The following is an 18,356-nucleotide window of genomic DNA, read 5'->3' on the forward strand; positions in this document are numbered from 1 at the left end:
GTAGGTAGGCGAAAGTGCTTAGGGTTTCAGGCGCGATTCAGTCGCGTGCGCAGGTAGCGCAGCGCCGCTGGACAGAGGCGCGCTGTAGTGGTTTTGCGCGCCATAGTCATTGATGCTGGAAAACGACAGCTGCACCGGGCCGTTGGCAATTGCCGCGCTCAGCGGGAACTGTTTTTGTTCGCCGGGCGCAATCATGGTGGAATCGCTGGCCAGCACCGCCTGCACTTTTATGTCGGCCATGGACACGTGGTACAGCGTTGGGTTTTTCACCTGCAACAGGGTTTGGCCGGCGTGTTTGGCCAGTGTCCACTCCAGTTGCGCAGGGGCTTGCAGCGCGCTGCCGGTGAGGCCGGCAGGGCGGTAAAAAATCTTGATGCGCTGGCGGATAGCCAACTGCAAGGTGTTCTCGGCGGCGCTGGCCTTGGGGATTTCCTGCACGTTAAGCCACACCACCGATTCGCGGTCCGTGGGCATGCCTTTGCCTTCGTACAGAATGCGCAGCAATTGCTGTTCCTTGGCGAATACCCGCGCCAGCGGTGGCGTGACGGCAAACGGCGCGCGACTGGCGCTGGCGTCGTTCATGTCGACCCAGGATTGAATCAACACATCCTGGTTGCCGTTGCGCACGGTGATATTGGCTTCCTTGTGGTCGCCATCAAACACGATGCGGGTGGCATTCAACGAAATGCTGGCGGCGGCCTGGGTAGCCATAAGCATGCCCAGCAGCGCGAGGCTCGCGGCGATAGAACGAGGCGGCATGAAGGTTATCCGGTGTAATCAAAAGACAATGGCGAGGCCGCAGGGCCTCGCGCGTTCGGTGCCGGGGGCGCCGAGTTATTCGTATTGCAGGATGAACGGCAGGGTGGCATCACCGCGACCGGCGGTGGACGAACCGGCGGCTGCGGTGGTGACGTAGGCGGCCGCGAAGCTCAGGGTGGCGTCGCCGCCAGTCGTGCCGGCGCCGTGCATGGTGCTTTCGATGCGCGCGGTGCTGGAAGAGCTGAGGTCGATCAGGCTGCCTTTGCTGTCGAGCAGGGCGATACCGACGTTCTGTGCAGTGGCCGAACCCGGGTTCAGGGCCAGGACTTTTTTGCCGGTGACCAGGCCCGAACCGCCGTTGTTGGCGTCGAAGATCATCGCGACTTTGGTGCCCTGGTTGCAGTTGACGTTCAGGTTGAAGTCTTTGGCGGTGACACGGCCTGCGGTTGGGTTTTCGGCGGTGCCCATGTCCTTGATCGACACGTTGCCCATGTCCACCGAAATGGTGCGGTCGGAGTTGGCGCCGTCGACGGAGCAGGCGTCGTTGTTGATCACGCCGGTGAAGGTGATTTTACCGCTGCCGCCCAGGGTCGGCGTGGGTGCCGGGTCGGCGGCAAACGCACTGCCGGAAGCGGCGATAATGGCCGAGGCGATAACAGCCAGGGAAAACTTCTTCATGATGATGTCCGTTAGTGTTAGTTGGAAAGTGCTGTTGTTGAACTGCGAGAGGAGAATAAGCGGCGAGGGCGGGCGAGCGAATAAGACGATTCTTATAAGTCAGGAAGCAGGCGGTTTAGAACGGCTGGAGGGCGCGTGAATACCCGGAAAATAAAGGGCGAAGCCATTGTTTAAATGGCTTGCTAGTGGTGGGTTAGTTGAAAATATTGCGCGCCAGGCAATAAGCGAGCAGGTCCTGATCGCTGCTCACTTCAAGTTTGCGCATGGCCGATATTTTTTGCGCGCTGATGGTCTTTGAACTGCGGTTCTGACGGCGAGCTATATCACTGACGCTCATGCCGGAAATAAATAAACGCAGGATCTCGAACTCTTTGGGCGACAAACTGGTAAAGCGCTCGTCAATAGCCGTAAGGGTCTCGACCACCGAGGTTTTTGGCGGTTCCAGGCTGCGATAGGCGCTCTGCTGGGCGATCGCCTTGAGCGCCAGTTGAATCTCGGTGTGCAACTGGCTTTTCTGGATGATGCCGACCACACCCAGCTCTTGCAGGCGGGTGAGGATCAGGTGATTGGAAATCATCGTCAGGATCAGGATCTGCACCTGCGGAAAATGCCGCTTCAGGTACTCCACCAATTTGAGCCCGTCGCCGTAGGGCGAGTCGCCCGGCATGTTGTAGTCGGTGATCACGATGTCGGCACCCTGGTGCTGCAACAGCTCGATCAGGCCGGCCGAACACACAGCCTCGCCGACCACCTGGAAGCGTGTGTCGCGCTCCACCAACTCGCGAACACCCAGCAATACGATCGGGTGATCGTCCGCGATTACCACGTTGAATTTTTTCATAGAGGGCCGTCCGTAGTGCCAGTTCAAGTGAGTGAAGAGTGCCCGGGCTGGAGAGTCTCCAGAACGGCCGACAGACGCCGCATCACAGCCTTCACCTTGAGCTCAAGCGTTGTGTCGAGGCTGCCGCGGTTAAGTGCGCTTTCCAGTTCGATGCATGCCTGGGCCAGGCTGAGCGCCTGGACTGCGCCCAGGGCGCCGGCGACCGAATGCAGCAATTGGCCCAGGCCGTGGGCATCACGTTGCACCAGCGCGGCATCGATACGCTGCAAGTCCTGCTGCACGCTGCTGATGAACAGCGGGCGCATCTTGTCCGACAGCTGCACGCTATCGTCGCAGGCCGCAGTGGCAGGTTCCGGCGGCGGCTTGACCTTGCACAGCTTGATCAGCTGACCACGCAGGGTTTGCAGGCTTAACGGCTTGACGATCCAGGCGTTCATGCCGACCGCCAGGCAGCGCACGCCTTCCTCGCGCATGGCATTGGCGGTCACGCCGATAATCGGCAGGTGCGGGTCGTGCTCGCGCAGGGTCCTGGCCAGTTCATAGCCATTCATCAGCGGCATATTCACGTCGGTCAGCACCAGGTCAAAGGCCTGCGGTTGCCACAGTTGCAGCGCCTGCTCGCCGTTGGCGGCCAGGCTCACCGAACAGCCGAGCGCTTCGAGCTGTTCCTTGATGATCGCCTGGTTGACCGGGTTGTCCTCGGCCACCAGGATGCGCAACCCCAGCTGCCCGGCGCTTCGTGGTCGCGCGGCTGCGGGTTGCTCATGCTTGCCGTGCTGCGCCAGGGACACGGTGCTGGCGATGCTGCGCACATCGTGCAGATCGACCACCCAGCCTTGCGCCGTGTGCAGCGGCGGGCTGTGCGCGCCCGGCAGGCACAGCACGCGCTGGCCGGGCCATGGCTTGGGGGGCTCGCTGGGCAGCAGGTCCACCAGCACCGCGTGGCGGCTGTCTGGTTCCTGAGCGGAAGCTGCCAGCGCCGCCGCGATGCCCAGGCGGTTGAGCCAGTCACTCATCGACTGCGCCAGTTCGCGCACCGGCGCCTGCACATACACCGGCGTCGGGCTGGGCTCGATCAGCGGCAAGTTGGTCAGCGCGCCGCAGCACAGCGGCAGGCGCATTTTCAGGGTGAAGCTGCTGCCCAGCCCCGGCTCACTGACCACGCGGATTTCGCCGTCCATCATCTGCGCCAGCCAGCGGCAAATCGGCAACCCCAGCCCGGCGCCGCCTTCGCCGGCAGTGTCCGGCGCCTGGTAGAACAGGTCGAACAGCTTGGCCTGCTGCGCTTCGGGAATGCCGACGCCGGAGTCGGTGACCTGCCATTCCAGGTCGACATGCTCGGCGTCCAGCGCCATGACCCGGGCACGAATCACCACACGCCCGATGTCGGTGAACTTGATCGCGTTGCTCACCAGGTTATTGAGGATCTGGCGGATGCGCATCGGGTCGCCCATCAGGCAGTCCGGTAAGCGCGGATCGATGCAGCTGTAGAGCTGCAAACCCTTGCGCTGGGCGAAAGCGGCGTAGGTGTGCAGGGTGTCTTCGAGCATGTCCAACGGGCAGAAGTCCACGGCTTCTATCGCCATTTGCCCGGACTCGATCTTCGACACATCCAGCACATCGCTGATCAGCTGGAACAACGTGGCCGACGAGCGCTGGATGGTGTGCAGGTAGGTTTTCTGAGGCGCGTCCAGGTCGGTCAGGCCAAGCAGTTCCAGGGTGCCGAGCACGCCATACAGCGGCGTGCGGATCTCGTGGCTCATGGTCGCCAGGAACAACGTCTTGGCCTCGTTGGCGGTATCGGCGGCGTGACGTGCCTCTTCCAGCGCCTGGGCGTCTTCGATGTGCCGGGTAATGTCGTTGAAGGCATACAGGCGCACGTTCTCGGCCTGATAGCGGGTCGACACAAAACCGATTTGCAAGTGCCGGCCTTCGATCTCCAAGTGGCTTTCGCCGCTCTCGACGCTGTCATGTTGACCGGCCATGGCCGCCACCAGGCGTGCGGTGCCCGGCCATTGCTGGGCGCGCTGGTTTTCGATCAGTACCTTGCCGTCGCTGCGGCGCACCACGCACAAGCCGGTGGGCGCGGTGTCGATGATCACGCGGCTGAACGCCACGCTTTCGGCGATGCGCTCGTGGGCCAGGCGCGCCGGGGTGATGACTTGGCGCCGATACCAGCGGCTGCCGGCCCAGCCCAGGGTTATCAGGCTGACCAGCAGCAGCGCCAGGGTGCTTAGCGGCCACAAAGCCGAGTGGAAGAAGTGCGAGTAGTTCAGGCCATAGACCGCGCTCCAGGGCTGGTCGCCGGGCTGGGTAATCTTGAATTCAAAGCCATTGGCCGTGAAGTGCACGCCATCGCTGAGCGACGCCTCGGTGGCTGGCCCGACCAAACGGGGGCCGTCGGGTGCAAACAGGGTGAAGCGATCAAAGGCCGAGTGATCCAGCGCGCGCTGCACATCGTCGACCTGCGACAGGTCGAGCAGAGTGCCGATCACCGTCTGGCCCTGGCCGTCGAGTGACAGGCCGATGTAGGCCAGCAAATGTTCGGGCTCCGGCCCTGCTTTCCAGTGCACCCACTCCTGCTCCAGCGGCTGCGGCGTCTGCGCGAGGGTTTGCTGCACAGCGTTGACCAGCGCCACCTGGTTGCCGGTCTCTTCAGTGTTTTCGCGACGCTGATAGCCCACGGAGGGAATGGTGATGGTGTAGTTCGTTTGACGATTGAACAGATACGTTTGCGGCGCCTCATACGGCGACGAGGACCAGAAGGCGCTGTAGTAGCTGGTCAGGTGCGCGCCCAGGGCAAAAATCGGTGGTCGGGCAGCAACGCCGACCTGTTGCTCATCGAACTTGACGTCAAACGGCACCGAAAACGAGTACTTCTGACCTTCGTATAACGTGCGGCGGTTCTCGACCATGCGGCTCTTGAGGCTGACCTGCACGTGGGTGGCCCGCAGCAATTCGGCCTGGATGCCTGGGTGTGTCAGGCTCTTGAGATAGGTCTGCTGCTCGCTGAGGTTTTCCATCAGCCGCGCAAAATGAAAGCGCGTGGCGCCATAACGGGTTTCGATCCCGCGTTGCAGTGACCAGTAGTTGGTGAGGAGCAGCAGCAACGCGATTCCAATCAGCACCATCAGGCCCTTGTTCAGGCGTACGGAACTGCGGGTAAAGGCTTCGAGTATCGCGTTGTTGTGCTTCATCAGGGGTTTCCGCAGGCGCAGGACAAATCGGCACTGGATAGAGCTTGCTCCTTGTAAAAGAGCAAATAATCCGGGGCCTCCAGCTAGTGAGATGTCGCGGGGCCATCATTGTTCAGTAGCTGCTGAAATTGGTCCGAAGAGACCGCGTGGGAAATCAGGAAGCCTTGCACCTGATTGCAGTCGATTTTGCGCAGTAACGCCAATTGTTGAGGCGTTTCCACGCCTTCGGCGACCACCGTGAGGCCGAGCTTGCGGCCCAGTGCGATGATGCTCGCCAACGCCTGGGCGATGCCTTCGTTGTCGTGGCTGCCCTGCACCAGCGCCTGGTCGATCTTCAGTTCGGTAAACGGTGTGGAGACCAGGTTGAGGTACGAGCTGTAGCCCTTGCCGAAATCATCCTGGGACAAGCCGAAGCCTTTGATGCGCAAGCGGCAGGCGCCGGCGTAGAAGTTGCTGATGTCTTGGGGCACCGAGCATTCCATCAACTCGAAGCAGATCATCCCTGGGATGCCGTCGTGGTGCAGCACGAACTCCAGCAAGCGGTCCGCCAGGTCATGGCTGTTGAGCAGGTGGGTGGGCAGGTTGATCGCCACTGGGATTTCATAGCCGCGCTGGCGCCACTGCTCCTGGGCGTGAATCGCCTGTTTGAGCACCAGCCACAACAGCCGTTCTTCCAGCTCGAAGGCCTTGATCGCCGGCAGGAACGCGGCCGGCAGCATCACGCCTTGCTCGGGGTGCATCCAGCGCACCAGGGCTTCGGCGGCGACGATACGCCCGTTGGCGAGGGATTTTTTCGGCTGGAACCAGGCTTGCAACTGGCCACTGCTCATGGCCTGCACCAGCGTCTGGCGGTCGATGTCCAGGTGTTCGGGCAGTTCGGGGGAGGGCTTGCGCACGGTGTTCCTGAGCTGATCGACCAGGTTGCGTAACGCCTCGGCGTTAACCGGCTTGGAGATCAGCCCGATCACTTGCACATCAAGGTTTTTCGCCACCAGGCTGGCGGCCATCAGCATGCGCCGCGAGGCGGCGCTCATGATCGCCAGGGCCGGCTTGCAGCGCAGGTTGGCCAGGCACTGGATAAATTGCACGCCGTCCATGCCGGGCATCAGCAGGTCGGTCAGTACCAGGTCGAAATCGCGCTGGCGCAAACGCTCCAGCGCTTGCTTGCCGTCCTCGGCGCTTTCCAGCCTGAAATCCCCCAACTCACTGAGCAAGTGCTGCAGGTAGATGTGCTGCAGGGGGTGGTCCTCAACAATCAAAATACTAAGGGGCTTCATGGGTGATCCGTGCATAAGGCGCCAGGGAGTTGAATAGAGCCCGCAACGCAAAGGGTTTGACCAGGCAATGGTTCATGCCGGCGGCCAGGCACAGGTCGGCCTCGCCGCGCATGGCGTTGGCGGTGGCCCCGATAATCGGCAACGGGCAGCCTTGGCGGCGCAGTTCGCGGGCCAATTCATAGCCGTTGATGTGGGGCATGTTCACGTCCGTCAACACCACGTCGAAGTTACCGGCGGTGTACAGCTGCAACGCTTCCTGACCATCGGCCGCCAGCTCCACGGTGCAGCCGAGTTCTTCGAGTTGGTCACGCAAAATCAGCTGGTTGATGATGTTGTCTTCGGCCACCAGCAGGTGCAGGTTGAGTTTGTTCAGGTCGCGCTGGCGCGTGTGCTCATCGGCACGGGCCACCCACAGCCCTTGCGCCTGGCTCACGGCCTGATGAATCGCACCCAGATGGTTGAGGTTGACGTGCCAGGCACCGCCTTCGGCCTCCACGCTGGTGCAGGCATTGCTGCTCACGTGAATCACCGGCCCCGGCCATTCGGGCGCGAGCAGCGGGTCGACGCTGCCGGGGTGCACTTGCAGCAGCAGGTGGGTGTCCGGCAACGTCGGCAGGCCGGCCTGGGCCCTGGCGCCCCAGCGGCGCAGCCAGCCGCTGACCGAGTTGGCCAGTTCCGGGATCGGCGACGCCACGTAAATGGTCTCGGGCAACAGCGCGGTCATCGGCGTGGTCGGCGCTTCTTCCAGCGGCAGGATCAGGCTGAAACTGCTGCCCAGGCCCAGTTCACTGACCATGCGGATGTTGCCGTTCATCAATTCGGTCAGGCGCTGACAGATCGGCAGGCCCAGGCCGGTGCCGGCGACCACATTGGTGTTGCCTTCACTCTGGTAAAACGGCTCGAAAATCATCGCCTGGTCTTCCTGGGCGATGCCTTTGCCGGTGTCCGAGACCTGCCACAGCAGGCTGGAGCGTTCACCGTCGCGGCCCAGCACCTTGACCCGCAACACCACGCGGCCGTAGTCGGTGAACTTCACCGCGTTATTGAGCAAGTTATTCAGAATCTGGCGAATGCGCGTCACGTCGCCGATCAGCCGTTCGGGCAGCTTCGGGTCGAAGCAGGCATACAGCTGCAAGCCTTTGCCCTGGGCGGCAGCGGCATAGCCCTGAATGATTTCATGCACCAGCTCCAGCGCTGAAAACTCGCTCATTTCCAACGCCAGCTGCCCGGCTTCGATCTTCGACACATCGAGCACGTCGCAGATCAACTGCAACAAGGTCGACGATGAGCCTTCGATGGCGTGCAGGTAGTCCCTTTGCTGCGCATCCAGCTGTGTGCGCGCCAGCAGTTCGAGGGTGCCGAGCACGCCATACAGCGGCGTGCGGATTTCATGGCTCATGGTCGCCAGGAACAGGGTCTTGGCGGCGTTGGCGGCGTCCGCCGACTGGCGTGCTTCTTCCAGCGCGGCTTCGACCTGCTTGCGCGCACTGATATCGCTGAATGCGCAAAACAGCACGTCTTCGCCTTTATAACGGGTGGGCGCACTGCTCAGGTACAGGTGGCGGCCATCAATGGTTTCAAAGTAATCACTGCGTTCGCACGGGCCTTGGGCGAAGGCTTGCTCGATCCAGCCGGCCCGCAATGCCTCGCGTTCCGGGCCGTTGCCCAGCCATTGCTGGGCTAGGGTATTTTCCAGCACCACCTGGCCGTCGGTGCGGCGCAGCACGCAAAGGGCCACGGGCGCGATCTGGATCACGTCGCGGCCAAAGGCTTCGCTTTCGATCAACGCCTGGATGCGATGAATCGACGGAATAATGAAACGCTGGTCGACGCGGCGCATCACCAGCCAGATCAGCGTGAGGCTCATCAGGCAGAACAACAGCGAGCCGAGCAGCTGTTTCCACAGGCCGGTGACCACCGCGCGCAGGTCGATGGAATACATCAACTGCCATTCCGAGGACTTCAAGTGTTTGCGGATCACCAAGTGGTCGGGCAGCAAGCCGTTGCCGACAAAGCCGAAAAAGCTTTCTTCGCCGGGCCTTAAATGTTGCTGTTTGAGCTGCGTGTCGGTGCTGTTGGTGAACACCAGCATGCCTTGGGAGTTGAGCATCATGAACTCACCGGCACTCTGGTCGCTGAGGGTGATGGACACTTCACGGCTCTCCATCTCCAGGCCCAGCCAGCCGGAGTCGGGGTCGTGTTCGTCGAGGCGGCTGAAGAGGTACAGGTGCGAATGGCCTTCGGTGTTGTCGCTCAGCCACAACTCGTTGAGCGTGGCGGTGTCGTTGTGCTGCAAGGCCTTGAGGCGGTTGAGCATGCATTTGGAAATCGGCAGCACCTGTGGGGTGGCGTCATACAGCCGCGTCACCTGTGGGCTGGGGCCGGCGTTCACATACAGCAGGTTAAGTTGCTTGGCCTTGAGGTAGTCGCGCATGCGTGCGGTCAGCCAGATGCTCCACTGGTTGCCGGGTGTGCTGCCCAGCTCCAGGTGTTGTTCTTCCGCGGAGGAAGGGTAGACCCTGGACTGCTTGCGCACCGCCGACAGGCTCAGGCTTTGCAGCAGGGCCTCGCGGTTAGTGAAAAAGGTGTGGGCTTCGGCGATGGCGCTGCTCATGTAGCCGCGGCGCTGGGAAATGTCGTTGTTGAAGGTCGACAGCAGAAAGGTATAGACCCCGCTCAAGATGCCCACCAGCAGCACGCTCGCAAAAATACGAAGCAGCCTTCTGGCTGCTTCGGGTCGGGAGAGGACGGGGTTGATCTGGAGCAGATAACTTTTCAATCGCATCGGCGCAGAGTAGTGGCATATCGATGCCAACGGCATAAGACGATCCTTAAAGTCGTCGGCTACTTGTAAAACATGTCCACCACCACCGCGGCGTCGAAGGCCCCTGGAATCGGCAGGGTGCGCCAGCTCAGGTCGGCGCGAAAATCATTGCGTGCCTGGCCGGAGCCCATCAGTGTCTGCAACGTAAACCAGTCATTGAAGGGCAGGCGCTGATCGCTGTCGGCGCGCGACAATGAGATGCCCACCGAGCTGTTGTTGGCCGGCACCAGCAAGCCGTTGATGACACTGCCGCCCCCCGGGGTGGTGGCGAAGCGTGCATTGACGGTGTAGGGCGTGTCACAGACTTTGCGCAGGCTGAGGTTGAAGTTCGCGGTGCTGGCCACGGCGCCGACCTGCGCCTTGCGTGATGGGGTGGGGAAGTTGACCACACTGGGGGTAATGGTCAGTTCGGGGGCGCAGGGCACGAAGCGGATGTCGTTCATGCCGGTGACGATGTAGTTGAGGTTGCTGTTGGGGTTGGTGTTGAGCCCGCGTACGCCGTCGAGCTGGAACACGCGATATTGCGCCAGGGTGCTGGCTTGACCGCTGGGCGGCGTCTTGCCGTATTTTTCGATGAATACACTGAAGTTCAGGGTAAAGCGTGCCTTGTCCCAGCCTGTGCAATTGGACCAGTTGCAACCGCGGTCGGAGTAAAAACCGGTGCCGACCTTGCCGGTGCTTTGGGTGATGGGCGCGTTGTTGTAACGGATGCCTACGCGGATGCCTTGGCCGATGCTGACGTTGGCCGGGTTGACGTAGAAATACACTTCTTCGCGGCCGTGATTGCGGTCGTCCTTGCACAACACATTCGTGGAGCGTGGGCCCGACTCCCAGATGATCGTGCCGTCCGGTGCGTCAGCCGCGACCGCCAGGGAGGTGCCAAGCGGGTTGATATCGACATAGGCGCCGCTGCCATCTTCCACGCACGACAGCGCATAGCTTGTGGCAGGGAGGGCCGCGCAGCCGCACAGCAGCAGGGGCAGTAAACGTTTGGTGAGAGACATAAATGCAGGTTTCCCGCGATTGATCACTTGAGCACCGCGCTATGGCGGGCCTGTAAACCGATATCGTTGATGCTGGTGAAGTGAAGGGTGGACCCGGCAGGCAAGGCGGTCGCTGTACTCAGGCGCTTGCTCTCATGGGGTTTGAGCAGCAGGTAGTCGCTGAGCGGCTGGGTGTCCGTTTGCACATTGATCAACGACAGGTGGAATGCGCTTGGGTTGTGGGCGATGACGCTGTGATCATCGCGGCTCCACACCAACTGTTGCAGCGCCTCGGCCGAGCCACCCTTGAGCGCGGGTGGCCGATAGAACAGCTTGAGCCGTTGGCGTATCGCAAACTGCACGCTGTTGGGGTCGGCGGATTTGAGCGGAATCTCCATGATATTGAGCCAGAACAGCGATTCGCGATCGGCGGGCAGGCCTTCACCGGCATACAAAATGCGCAGCCTGTGATGCTCGCCGGCGCCCAATTGCACCAAGGGTTCGGTGGCAACAAACGGCACAGGGCTGCCAGGCGATTCGTCTTCAGCGGTGATCCAGGTTTGCACCACCACTTGCTGTGAGGCCGGGTTGACCACGCTGATGCCGGCGGCCTTGTCCTGGCCGTAATAAATCAGGCGTGTGCCTTCGATCTTCAGCGCCGCACTGGCCGGCGGGGGCGCGAGCACCAGCAGCCCGCCGGCCAGCAACATCATTCTGAGTAAAAACATGAACACAAAAATTCCATGGCAGCGTGTGGGAACGCAGCCATGGTAGGGGCGGGTGAGTGCGAGGGCTTTGAGGCGATTCTTAAAAGTGCACAGTTGCCGTTTCAGAATCGCCTTAAAGGCATGTTCGCGCCCCGACAGTTACCGTGTTCGACGTTGAATGATCGACGCTGATGCCCAACTGTCAGGTTTACCCTATGTCCAATAAAGCCTTACGCCTTTTGATTGCCGATGCAGACCTGCTGCAGCGGATCAAGCTGGAGAAAATGCTCAACCAGCTGGGCTACCACCGCATCGCCCCCTTGAGTTCGTTCGACGAATTGCAGGCGTTGACGCGCTCCGGTTGCGTGGCGTTCGACCTGTTGATCATCAACACCGCGCTGGTGCGTTCGCGGCAGGTCAACCTGTTGAAGTACTGCCATGACAACCCATTGATTCGCCATACGCTGATCTACGACGGGCAATGCGCACAGAGCTCGGTGGTGTCGGTGTCGGTGAGCCAGACCTTGCACCTGTCACTGTCGCAATCGCCGGACTTCAACTCGCTGCGCCGCTGCATGGAGATTGTCGACCCCCAGCATAGCCTGCCGACGGTTGAGCGACCGATGTTGCGCGCCGTCGACAGCCGGGTCGCTGCACCCACGACGGCTGCGCGTAGCGTTTACCTGGGCGACCCGGCAGTGATGGCGTGCGCCGTCGGGTTATCGCCCAAGCGCTGAGCCGGCCTCAGGTGCGCCACACCGGCAGCTTGTCGTGGGCCAGTGCCCAATGCGGCAGGCCAGGCTTGAGGCACACGCCGCCGACCCAGCGCTCATGCCCGGCGTGGTCCAACCAATAAGCCTCGCCGCCCAGCACTCGATGCCCCAATGGTGTCAGCGCCAACTCGCGGCGCGGCCAGTCGCGCTCGGTTGCGGTTTCTATCAGCAAGGGGTTCGGTCCGTCTATCAATGGCCGCAGCAGCGCATGGAACATCATGTCGCCCAGGAACGGCAGCGGCTCACGCTTGGCCATCAATTCAGCGAACACCCGGCCGAACGGCACCGGCCCGGTCTCGGCGATGTAGCGCAGCGACAAGCGTTCAGTCAGTGACAGGCCATCTTCAATGCCCGGCAATTCCTGTAGCTGACGCAGTAGCGCCGGGGCGAGAAGGGGCAGGGCCGGGTGGTTGCCGTGAGCCAATTGCGCAAGCGTGACCGGCGAGCTGTCGCAGTAAGCCGACCAGGCCTGTCGGGCCAATTGCACCGCTGCGTCGTCGATCAAGCGGCGCTGCGGCCATAACCACGCCAAGACATCGGGCGCCAGTTGGCCGATGCCGATAAAGCGTTCGACTCCCGGAATACGGTCAACCTCGATCAGCTCGAGCTTTTTCGGCGCGCGCTCAAGACCGGCCAGCGCGCGGACCAGAAACAGCTGATCATAGGCGTCCGCTTCGCACCACAACACGCTGTGATCGGCGCTGGCCAGGGCGTGCAGGTGGTTGTATTCATCATCGACGCGGTGGGTCACTTCAGCCGCGTTCAGTGCAAACGCCTGGCTGATAAAGGCACTGCGCATCGCGCGGAAATCTTCACTGGGCAAATCGCGTACCGGCCCCATGCACAACGGATCGGTGAGCATGCGCAACTGCCCCTTGAACCCGGCCAGTTGCAGGCTGTGGGCAATGTCGCTGCCGCAGCGCCAGTGGGTGGTGCGGGCTTCATCGCTGGCTGCAAAGTCGGGGTGGCGGGCGGCGAAGTCGATGGCGTCGACATGCGCCTTGAGCTTGGGCCAACTGCTGAAGCCCAGCTGTTTGGCGACCTGCCATTGGGCCTGGGACAAGGTGGCGAGCGGGTCGAGGGTTTTCAGCTGCGACAACAATTCCTTGGCGCGCTTGCGCTGCTGCTCAAGGTTGAGGCGGCCGTCGGTAGTCGAGGATGAGAGGCGTGGCGACATACGATCTCCTTGCACAAACCTTTTCCGCTTTCAGGTCGGGAGTCGTAGAAATGTGATATTCAGTCAGGATCCTGGGCGCAGCCCTTTCCGCGGAAGGTGGCGTGGAGTGCGCCAGGCACGAAATATAGGCAGTGGAGTTGTGGATTGCAAGCCGTCAAGCCGAGTACCGAGTTGATGACAGACACCGTATTGATTGAAACCTGCGCCCTCACGCGCAGAGACGAGCGGCGCCAAGTGGCGTTGCTGCAACCCACGGATTTCAGCCTGAAGCGCGCCGACCGCGTGTCCATCACCGGCTCCTCCGGCTCGGGTAAAAGTGTGTTCCTGCGCGCGCTGGCGTTGCTGGATGCGCCCACGTCGGGGCAGATCCTGTGGAACCACCAGCCGATTGCGAATGCGCAGATTCCCCACTACCGCAGCCGCATCAGCTACCTGTCGCAACGCCCGGCACTGCTTGAGGGCACGGTGGAGGACAACCTGCGCTTGCCATTCAGCCTCAAGACCCTGCGCACGCGCCGCTTCGACCTGCAAGCGGTGACCAAGCTGCTGGAGCATGCCGGTAAAAGCCCGGACTTCCTGGGCAAAAACGCCGGCGACCTGTCCGGCGGAGAGTCCCAGGTGGTGTCATTGATCCGCACCTTGCAACTGAACCCCGAAGTGCTGTTGCTGGATGAACCGACGGCCGCCCTCGACCCCACGTCCTCCCGTGATGTCGAGGCACTGATCAGCGCCTGGTATGCCGCCGACAACGCCCGCGCCTATATCTGGGTATCCCATGACCTCGACCAGGCCCGGCGCATGAGCGATATCCACCTGCACATGAGCGCCGGCGTTTTGAGCGGAGCGGCCCAGCCATGAATTATCAAAACCTCACCGCGCTCGACATGGGCATCGCCGCCTCGCTGATTCTTATCAACGGCGCGCTGTCGCTGTTGCTGCGTCTGGGCCTTGGCCGCCAATTGCTGTGGGCGGCCGTGCGTACCGTGGTGCAATTGCTGGCCATCGGTTACCTGCTGGGCTGGGTGTTCGCGTTCGCTTACTGGTATGTGGTGCTGCCGCTGATGTGTGCGATGACCCTGATCGCCGGGCTCTCGGCGGCGGGGCGCGGGCGCCGCACCTACCGTGGGCAACGGGTCGACAGCATTCTGTCGGTGTGGGGCAGTTCGTGGCTGGTCACGGCGGTGGGGTTGTTTGCGGTGATCCGTATCCACCCGTGGTACGAGCCGCAGTATGCGATTCCGATCCTCGGCATGATCCTCGGCAATACCCTCACCGGCGTGTCCTTGGGCATTGAGCGCATGACCCAGGAACTGACCTCGGGGCGCAACACCATCGAGATGATCCTGGCACTTGGCGGTTCACGCTGGGAAGCCGCCCAGGAGGCGATCCGTCAGGCCGTGCGCGCCGGGATGATCCCGACGCTGAACCAGATGACCGTGGTCGGCATCGTCAGCCTGCCCGGCATGATGACCGGCCAGGTGCTGGCCGGTGAGAGCCCGGTGGACGCGGTGCGTTACCAGATCGTGATCATGTTTCTGATCGCCGCCTCCTCGGCCTTGGGCACGGTAGGTGCGGTGCTGCTCACCTACCGTCGGTTGTTTTCCAACAGCCACCGGTTCTTGCGCGATCGGCTAGAGGAACGCGCTTGAACCTCAGGTGTTGTTGCAACCCTTGGCAATCGAGTCTTCATTGGAGGTGTACGGCCGCGACGCGCCATCCATGGCGCGGGGCGGCTAAACCGGCATCCCTGCCGGTTTACCCCCCAAATCACTGTCAGATTCCGGCCATCGTGTTTAACGGGGCGATTTCAGATCAAGATCAAGATCACAAGCGCAGATCAAAAGACCGCTGACTTCGTCATCGAAAAGGATGTAAGGGCCAGAGCAACAGCAACAGCAAAGCCATACTCGGTCAACTGTGGGAGCTGGCTTGCCTGCGATGGCATCAACTCGGTGAGCCTGATATACCGAGGTGTCCGCATCGCAGGCAAGCCAGCTCCCACATTTAACCGAGTAAGACCAGGGCGATGGAGGTTACTCCACGACCTCACCCTGCCCAAACGCCGCCACAACTGCGGCCAAGCTCAGTCGGTCACACCAAAATCCAGCACCACTTTCATCGCCTGGGTCTTGTCCGCCGCCAGTTCAAACGCCTGCACCGCCTGCTCAAACGGCACGGTATGGGAGATCACCGGCTTCACATCGATGATCCCGCGATTGAGCAAATCCACGGCCTGGGCAAACTCACTGTGAAAGCGGAAGGTGCCGCGCAAGTCGATCTCGCGACTGACCAGCAGGTTCAACGGCAACGACACATCGCCGCCGAGTCCGACCGTCACCAGCACACCCCGTGGCGCGATGCATTCCAGGCCATTGCGCAAGGCCTGGGCACTGCCGGAGACTTCGAACATCACCTCGAAATAGCCTTTTTCGGCGGTGTAGCGCTTGAGCGCATCCGCGCCGTCGGCAATGTTGTGGGTGCGCGTGGCGCCCATTTTTTCGGCGCAGGCGAGGGCGCTGGCGGACAGGTCCACGGCGACGATTTCACCGGCACCGGCGGCGCGCAGGCTGCCGATCAGCAGGTTGCCGATGGGGCCGCAACCGGTCACCAACACGCGTTTGCCGAACACCGCGCCGGCGCGTTGAATCGCGTGCAAACCCACCGACAGCGGCTCGGCCAGCGCACCTTCGGCCAGGCTCACGTGGTCGGCCAGCCGATGTGCCTGATGCGTCTCGATCACCAGGCTCTGGCGAAACGCGCCCTGAATATGCGGAAACGGCATCGCACTGCCGTAGAAACGCATGTTCAGGCAATGATTCGGCAGGCCTTGATGGCAGTAACGGCAACTGCCGCACGGGCGCGACGGCGATACGCTGATGCGCTGGCCAACCTTGAACAACCCGGCATCCGCACCCACGGCGTCGATCACCGCCGACACCTCATGGCCGAGCACCATCGGCTCGCGCAGGCGCACGGTGCCGAAGCCGCCGTGCTGGTAGTAATGCAGGTCCGAGCCGCAGATACCGCCACGGGCGATGCGCACGCGCAGTTGATCGGGGGCGAGGGGTTGCGGTTCGTCCTGGGGGTCGACCCGCAGGTCTTTGGAGGCGTGACAGACGATAGCGTGCATACAATTCTCCGGTTTACAGCGACGCGGTGATACCACCGTCGACGTACAGAATATGGCCGTTGACGAAGCTGGCGGCGTCACTGGCAAGGAACACGGCGGCACCGGCCAGTTCGGCCACGTCGCCCCAACGACGACTCGGCGTGCGTTGCACCAGCCAGTCGCTGAACTCGGGGTTGGCCACCAGGTTGGCGTTCAACTCCGTCTTGAAATAGCCGGGGCCGATGCCATTGACCGTCAAGCCATGGGGGCCCCAATCGATGGCCATGCCCTTGGTGAGCATCTTCAACGCGCCTTTGCTGGCCGCGTACGGCGCGATGCCGGGGCGGCCCAGCTCACTTTGTACCGAACAGATATTGATAATGCGCCCGCGCTTGCGCGGGATCATCGCCCGCGCCACGGCCTGCCCAACCAGAAAGGCACTGTCCAGGTTCGTGCTGATCAACTCGCGCCAGTGTTGCTCGCTGTAGTCCTCCAGCGGCCCACGCCGTTGCATGCCGGCGTTGTTCACCAGAATCTCCAGCGGGCCGAGGCGCGCTTCGATGTCCGCCACGGCGGCCTGGATCGCCGCGCTGTCGGTTACATCAAACGCCTGGGTGTGCACCGTCAACCCTTCGGCCGCCAGCAGCGCCGCCGCATCGCGCAAGGTGCTGCGGTTGCGCCCGTTGAGCACCACCTGCGCCCCGGCCTGGGCCAGGCCGCGGGCAATCGCCAGGCCGATACCGGCACTGGAACCGGTGACCAGCGCCAGCCGGCCATCAAGGCGGAAGTTGTCTAGAACGCTTTGCATGAGCTACCTCTCCTAACGCTTCACACTACCAACGACAGCAGCATGATGAACTCCAGGGCGACAAAGGGATGGACCTTGAGGTGGGTGATCAACAATATCTATCCGATAATCGTAACCCGCGCGACCAGCAGCCGATACGTGGGGTCCTTGTTCGGATTGTTATAGGCCACGCCCCGTCATATCGTGTATGAATTGGGCTTACTTCACCCCAGGCGCTGGGCAGCGTCCAATTTTCATTTGTGATCGGGTGATCACTCTTTGTGATAACCATTGCTGATAGCTGAGAGAATTTAATGGAGTTAAAGCACTTGCGCGCCTTCGTGGTGCTCGCCCAGGAGCTGCATTTCGGCCGGGCGGCGGCGCAGTTGTCGATCGTGCAGCCGGCGTTGAGCATGCAAATCAAGGGGCTGGAAAGCGGCCTGGGCGTGCGCCTGCTGGACCGTAACCGCCACTCGGTCACACTGACCGACGCGGGCCGTGCGTTCCTGCCTGAAGCCCAGGCCACCTTGCACCAGGCCGCTCGGGCGGCAGAGGCGGCGCGGGCGTCCAGCCGCGGTGAAATCGGCCGGGTGCGCCTGGGGTTTGTGTCATCGGTGCTCCCGCAATTGCTGCCGCAACTGATCCGTGCCGTGCACCAGCGTTACCCGCGCATCGAACTGGAACTCAAGGACATGCCCGGCCCCGACCAAGCCGCGGCGTTAAAAAATGGCCAGTTGGATTTCGGCCTGATGCGCCTGCCGGCCGCCCACCCCGGCGTGCAGACCCGGGCGGTATTGCGTGAGCGTTTCTGCGTGGCGCTGCCGATGGATCACCCTTTGGCGGCCCTGGAATCCATCCAGCCTGCCGACCTGCTCGCGTTGCCGGTGTATATCCTCGCCAGGCGTTACGCGCCGGGGTTCTACGATGAGTTTATCCAGGCGGTCGGCATGCCCTTGGACATCGCCAGCGAGCTGGGCGAGTTCACCACTATGCTCGCGCTGGTCTCGGCCGGGTTGGGCATCGGCGTATTGCCGCAGCAGGCGGCGCGGGCGTTGCCGGTCAATTGCGTGTCGCGGCCTTTGCAATTGGGCGGGTTTGAGGCCAGCACCGGGTTGGCCTGGGCCGAGTTGGACAGTGCAGTGAAGACCACCTTGTTCAACCTGATCGTGGAATTGTTTGGCGAGTGATTGTTTCATTGGGTGAAATGCTCGATTGTAAAGTCTGGTGATTCCATCGATCCGGGC

General features: G+C 62.0%; 15 protein-coding genes. 4 read left to right on the plus strand and 11 right to left on the minus strand.

What is annotated here, in order from left to right; translation table 11 throughout:
- Nucleotides 1–18: 18 nt before the first annotated feature.
- The 8 genes from AOA59_RS11735 to AOA59_RS11770 all read right to left on the minus strand — a co-directional run bounded on the left by AOA59_RS11735 (nucleotide 19) and on the right by AOA59_RS11770 (nucleotide 11,287).
- Complete coding sequence (locus AOA59_RS11735; protein WP_065911891.1) at nucleotides 19–759, minus strand: molecular chaperone; 741 nt, start codon at nucleotides 757–759, stop codon at nucleotides 19–21.
- 75 nt (nucleotides 760–834) lie between these two features.
- On the minus strand, nucleotides 835–1,437 hold the full coding sequence (locus AOA59_RS11740; RefSeq protein WP_065911892.1) for a fimbrial protein: 603 nt from the start codon (nucleotides 1,435–1,437) through the stop codon (nucleotides 835–837).
- A gap of 193 nt (nucleotides 1,438–1,630) precedes the next feature.
- Nucleotides 1,631–2,278, minus strand: a complete 648-nt coding sequence (locus AOA59_RS11745; protein ID WP_099487454.1) for a response regulator — start codon at nucleotides 2,276–2,278, stop codon at nucleotides 1,631–1,633.
- Nucleotides 2,279–2,301: 23 nt separating this feature from the next.
- The gene (locus tag AOA59_RS11750; protein WP_099487456.1) at nucleotides 2,302–5,475 is read right to left on the minus strand and encodes a hybrid sensor histidine kinase/response regulator; all 3,174 of its coding nucleotides are present in this window, start codon (nucleotides 5,473–5,475) and stop codon (nucleotides 2,302–2,304) included.
- Between the two features lie 83 nt (nucleotides 5,476–5,558).
- Nucleotides 5,559–6,752, minus strand: a complete 1,194-nt coding sequence (locus tag AOA59_RS11755; RefSeq protein ID WP_065911898.1) for an EAL domain-containing protein — start codon at nucleotides 6,750–6,752, stop codon at nucleotides 5,559–5,561.
- Nucleotides 6,739–9,537, minus strand: a complete 2,799-nt coding sequence (locus tag AOA59_RS11760; RefSeq protein WP_099487544.1) for an ATP-binding protein — start codon at nucleotides 9,535–9,537, stop codon at nucleotides 6,739–6,741. The genes AOA59_RS11755 and AOA59_RS11760 overlap by 14 nt, the downstream gene beginning before the upstream one ends.
- 59 nt (nucleotides 9,538–9,596) lie before the next feature.
- On the minus strand, nucleotides 9,597–10,580 hold the full coding sequence (locus tag AOA59_RS11765) for a fimbrial protein (RefSeq protein WP_099487457.1): 984 nt from the start codon (nucleotides 10,578–10,580) through the stop codon (nucleotides 9,597–9,599).
- Between the two features lie 23 nt (nucleotides 10,581–10,603).
- Nucleotides 10,604–11,287, minus strand: coding sequence for a molecular chaperone (locus tag AOA59_RS11770; RefSeq protein WP_256593043.1), 684 nt, complete (start codon nucleotides 11,285–11,287; stop codon nucleotides 10,604–10,606).
- Between the two features lie 194 nt (nucleotides 11,288–11,481).
- Between AOA59_RS11770 and AOA59_RS11775 the strand changes: the two genes are divergently transcribed.
- On the plus strand, nucleotides 11,482–12,003 hold the full coding sequence (locus AOA59_RS11775) for a hypothetical protein (protein ID WP_065911901.1): 522 nt from the start codon (nucleotides 11,482–11,484) through the stop codon (nucleotides 12,001–12,003).
- Nucleotides 12,004–12,010: 7 nt separating this feature from the next.
- On the opposite strand, the gene AOA59_RS11780 is transcribed toward AOA59_RS11775, so the two are convergent.
- Complete coding sequence (locus AOA59_RS11780) at nucleotides 12,011–13,216, minus strand: DUF1835 domain-containing protein (protein WP_099487461.1); 1,206 nt, start codon at nucleotides 13,214–13,216, stop codon at nucleotides 12,011–12,013.
- Nucleotides 13,217–13,390: 174 nt separating this feature from the next.
- Between AOA59_RS11780 and AOA59_RS11785 the strand changes: the two genes are divergently transcribed.
- Together AOA59_RS11785 and fetB are read left to right on the plus strand one after the other, a co-directional pair.
- Entirely contained in the window at nucleotides 13,391–14,074 is a 684-nt protein-coding gene (locus AOA59_RS11785; protein WP_099487546.1) for an ATP-binding cassette domain-containing protein, read from the plus strand.
- Nucleotides 14,071–14,865: an iron export ABC transporter permease subunit FetB gene (fetB, locus tag AOA59_RS11790; protein ID WP_099487463.1), complete on the plus strand. Its 795-nt coding sequence runs from the start codon at nucleotides 14,071–14,073 to the stop codon at nucleotides 14,863–14,865. Before AOA59_RS11785 ends, fetB begins: the two co-directional genes overlap by 4 nt.
- 434 nt (nucleotides 14,866–15,299) lie before the next feature.
- Here the strand turns inward: fetB and AOA59_RS11795 are convergent, their stop codons facing one another.
- Entirely contained in the window at nucleotides 15,300–16,346 is a 1,047-nt protein-coding gene (locus AOA59_RS11795) for an L-idonate 5-dehydrogenase (RefSeq protein WP_099487465.1), read from the minus strand.
- 13 nt (nucleotides 16,347–16,359) lie between these two features.
- The gene (locus AOA59_RS11800) at nucleotides 16,360–17,133 is read right to left on the minus strand and encodes a glucose 1-dehydrogenase (RefSeq protein WP_099487467.1); all 774 of its coding nucleotides are present in this window, start codon (nucleotides 17,131–17,133) and stop codon (nucleotides 16,360–16,362) included.
- 293 nt (nucleotides 17,134–17,426) lie between these two features.
- Between AOA59_RS11800 and AOA59_RS11805 the strand changes: the two genes are divergently transcribed.
- Nucleotides 17,427–18,299 (plus strand): LysR family transcriptional regulator, encoded by an 873-nt coding sequence (locus AOA59_RS11805; RefSeq protein WP_099487468.1) that lies wholly within the window; start codon nucleotides 17,427–17,429, stop codon nucleotides 18,297–18,299.
- Nucleotides 18,300–18,356: the final 57 nt, after the last annotated feature.

The organism is Pseudomonas sp. 2822-15 (genome assembly GCF_002742515.1).
Lineage (GTDB): Bacteria > Pseudomonadota > Gammaproteobacteria > Pseudomonadales > Pseudomonadaceae > Aquipseudomonas > Aquipseudomonas salomonii.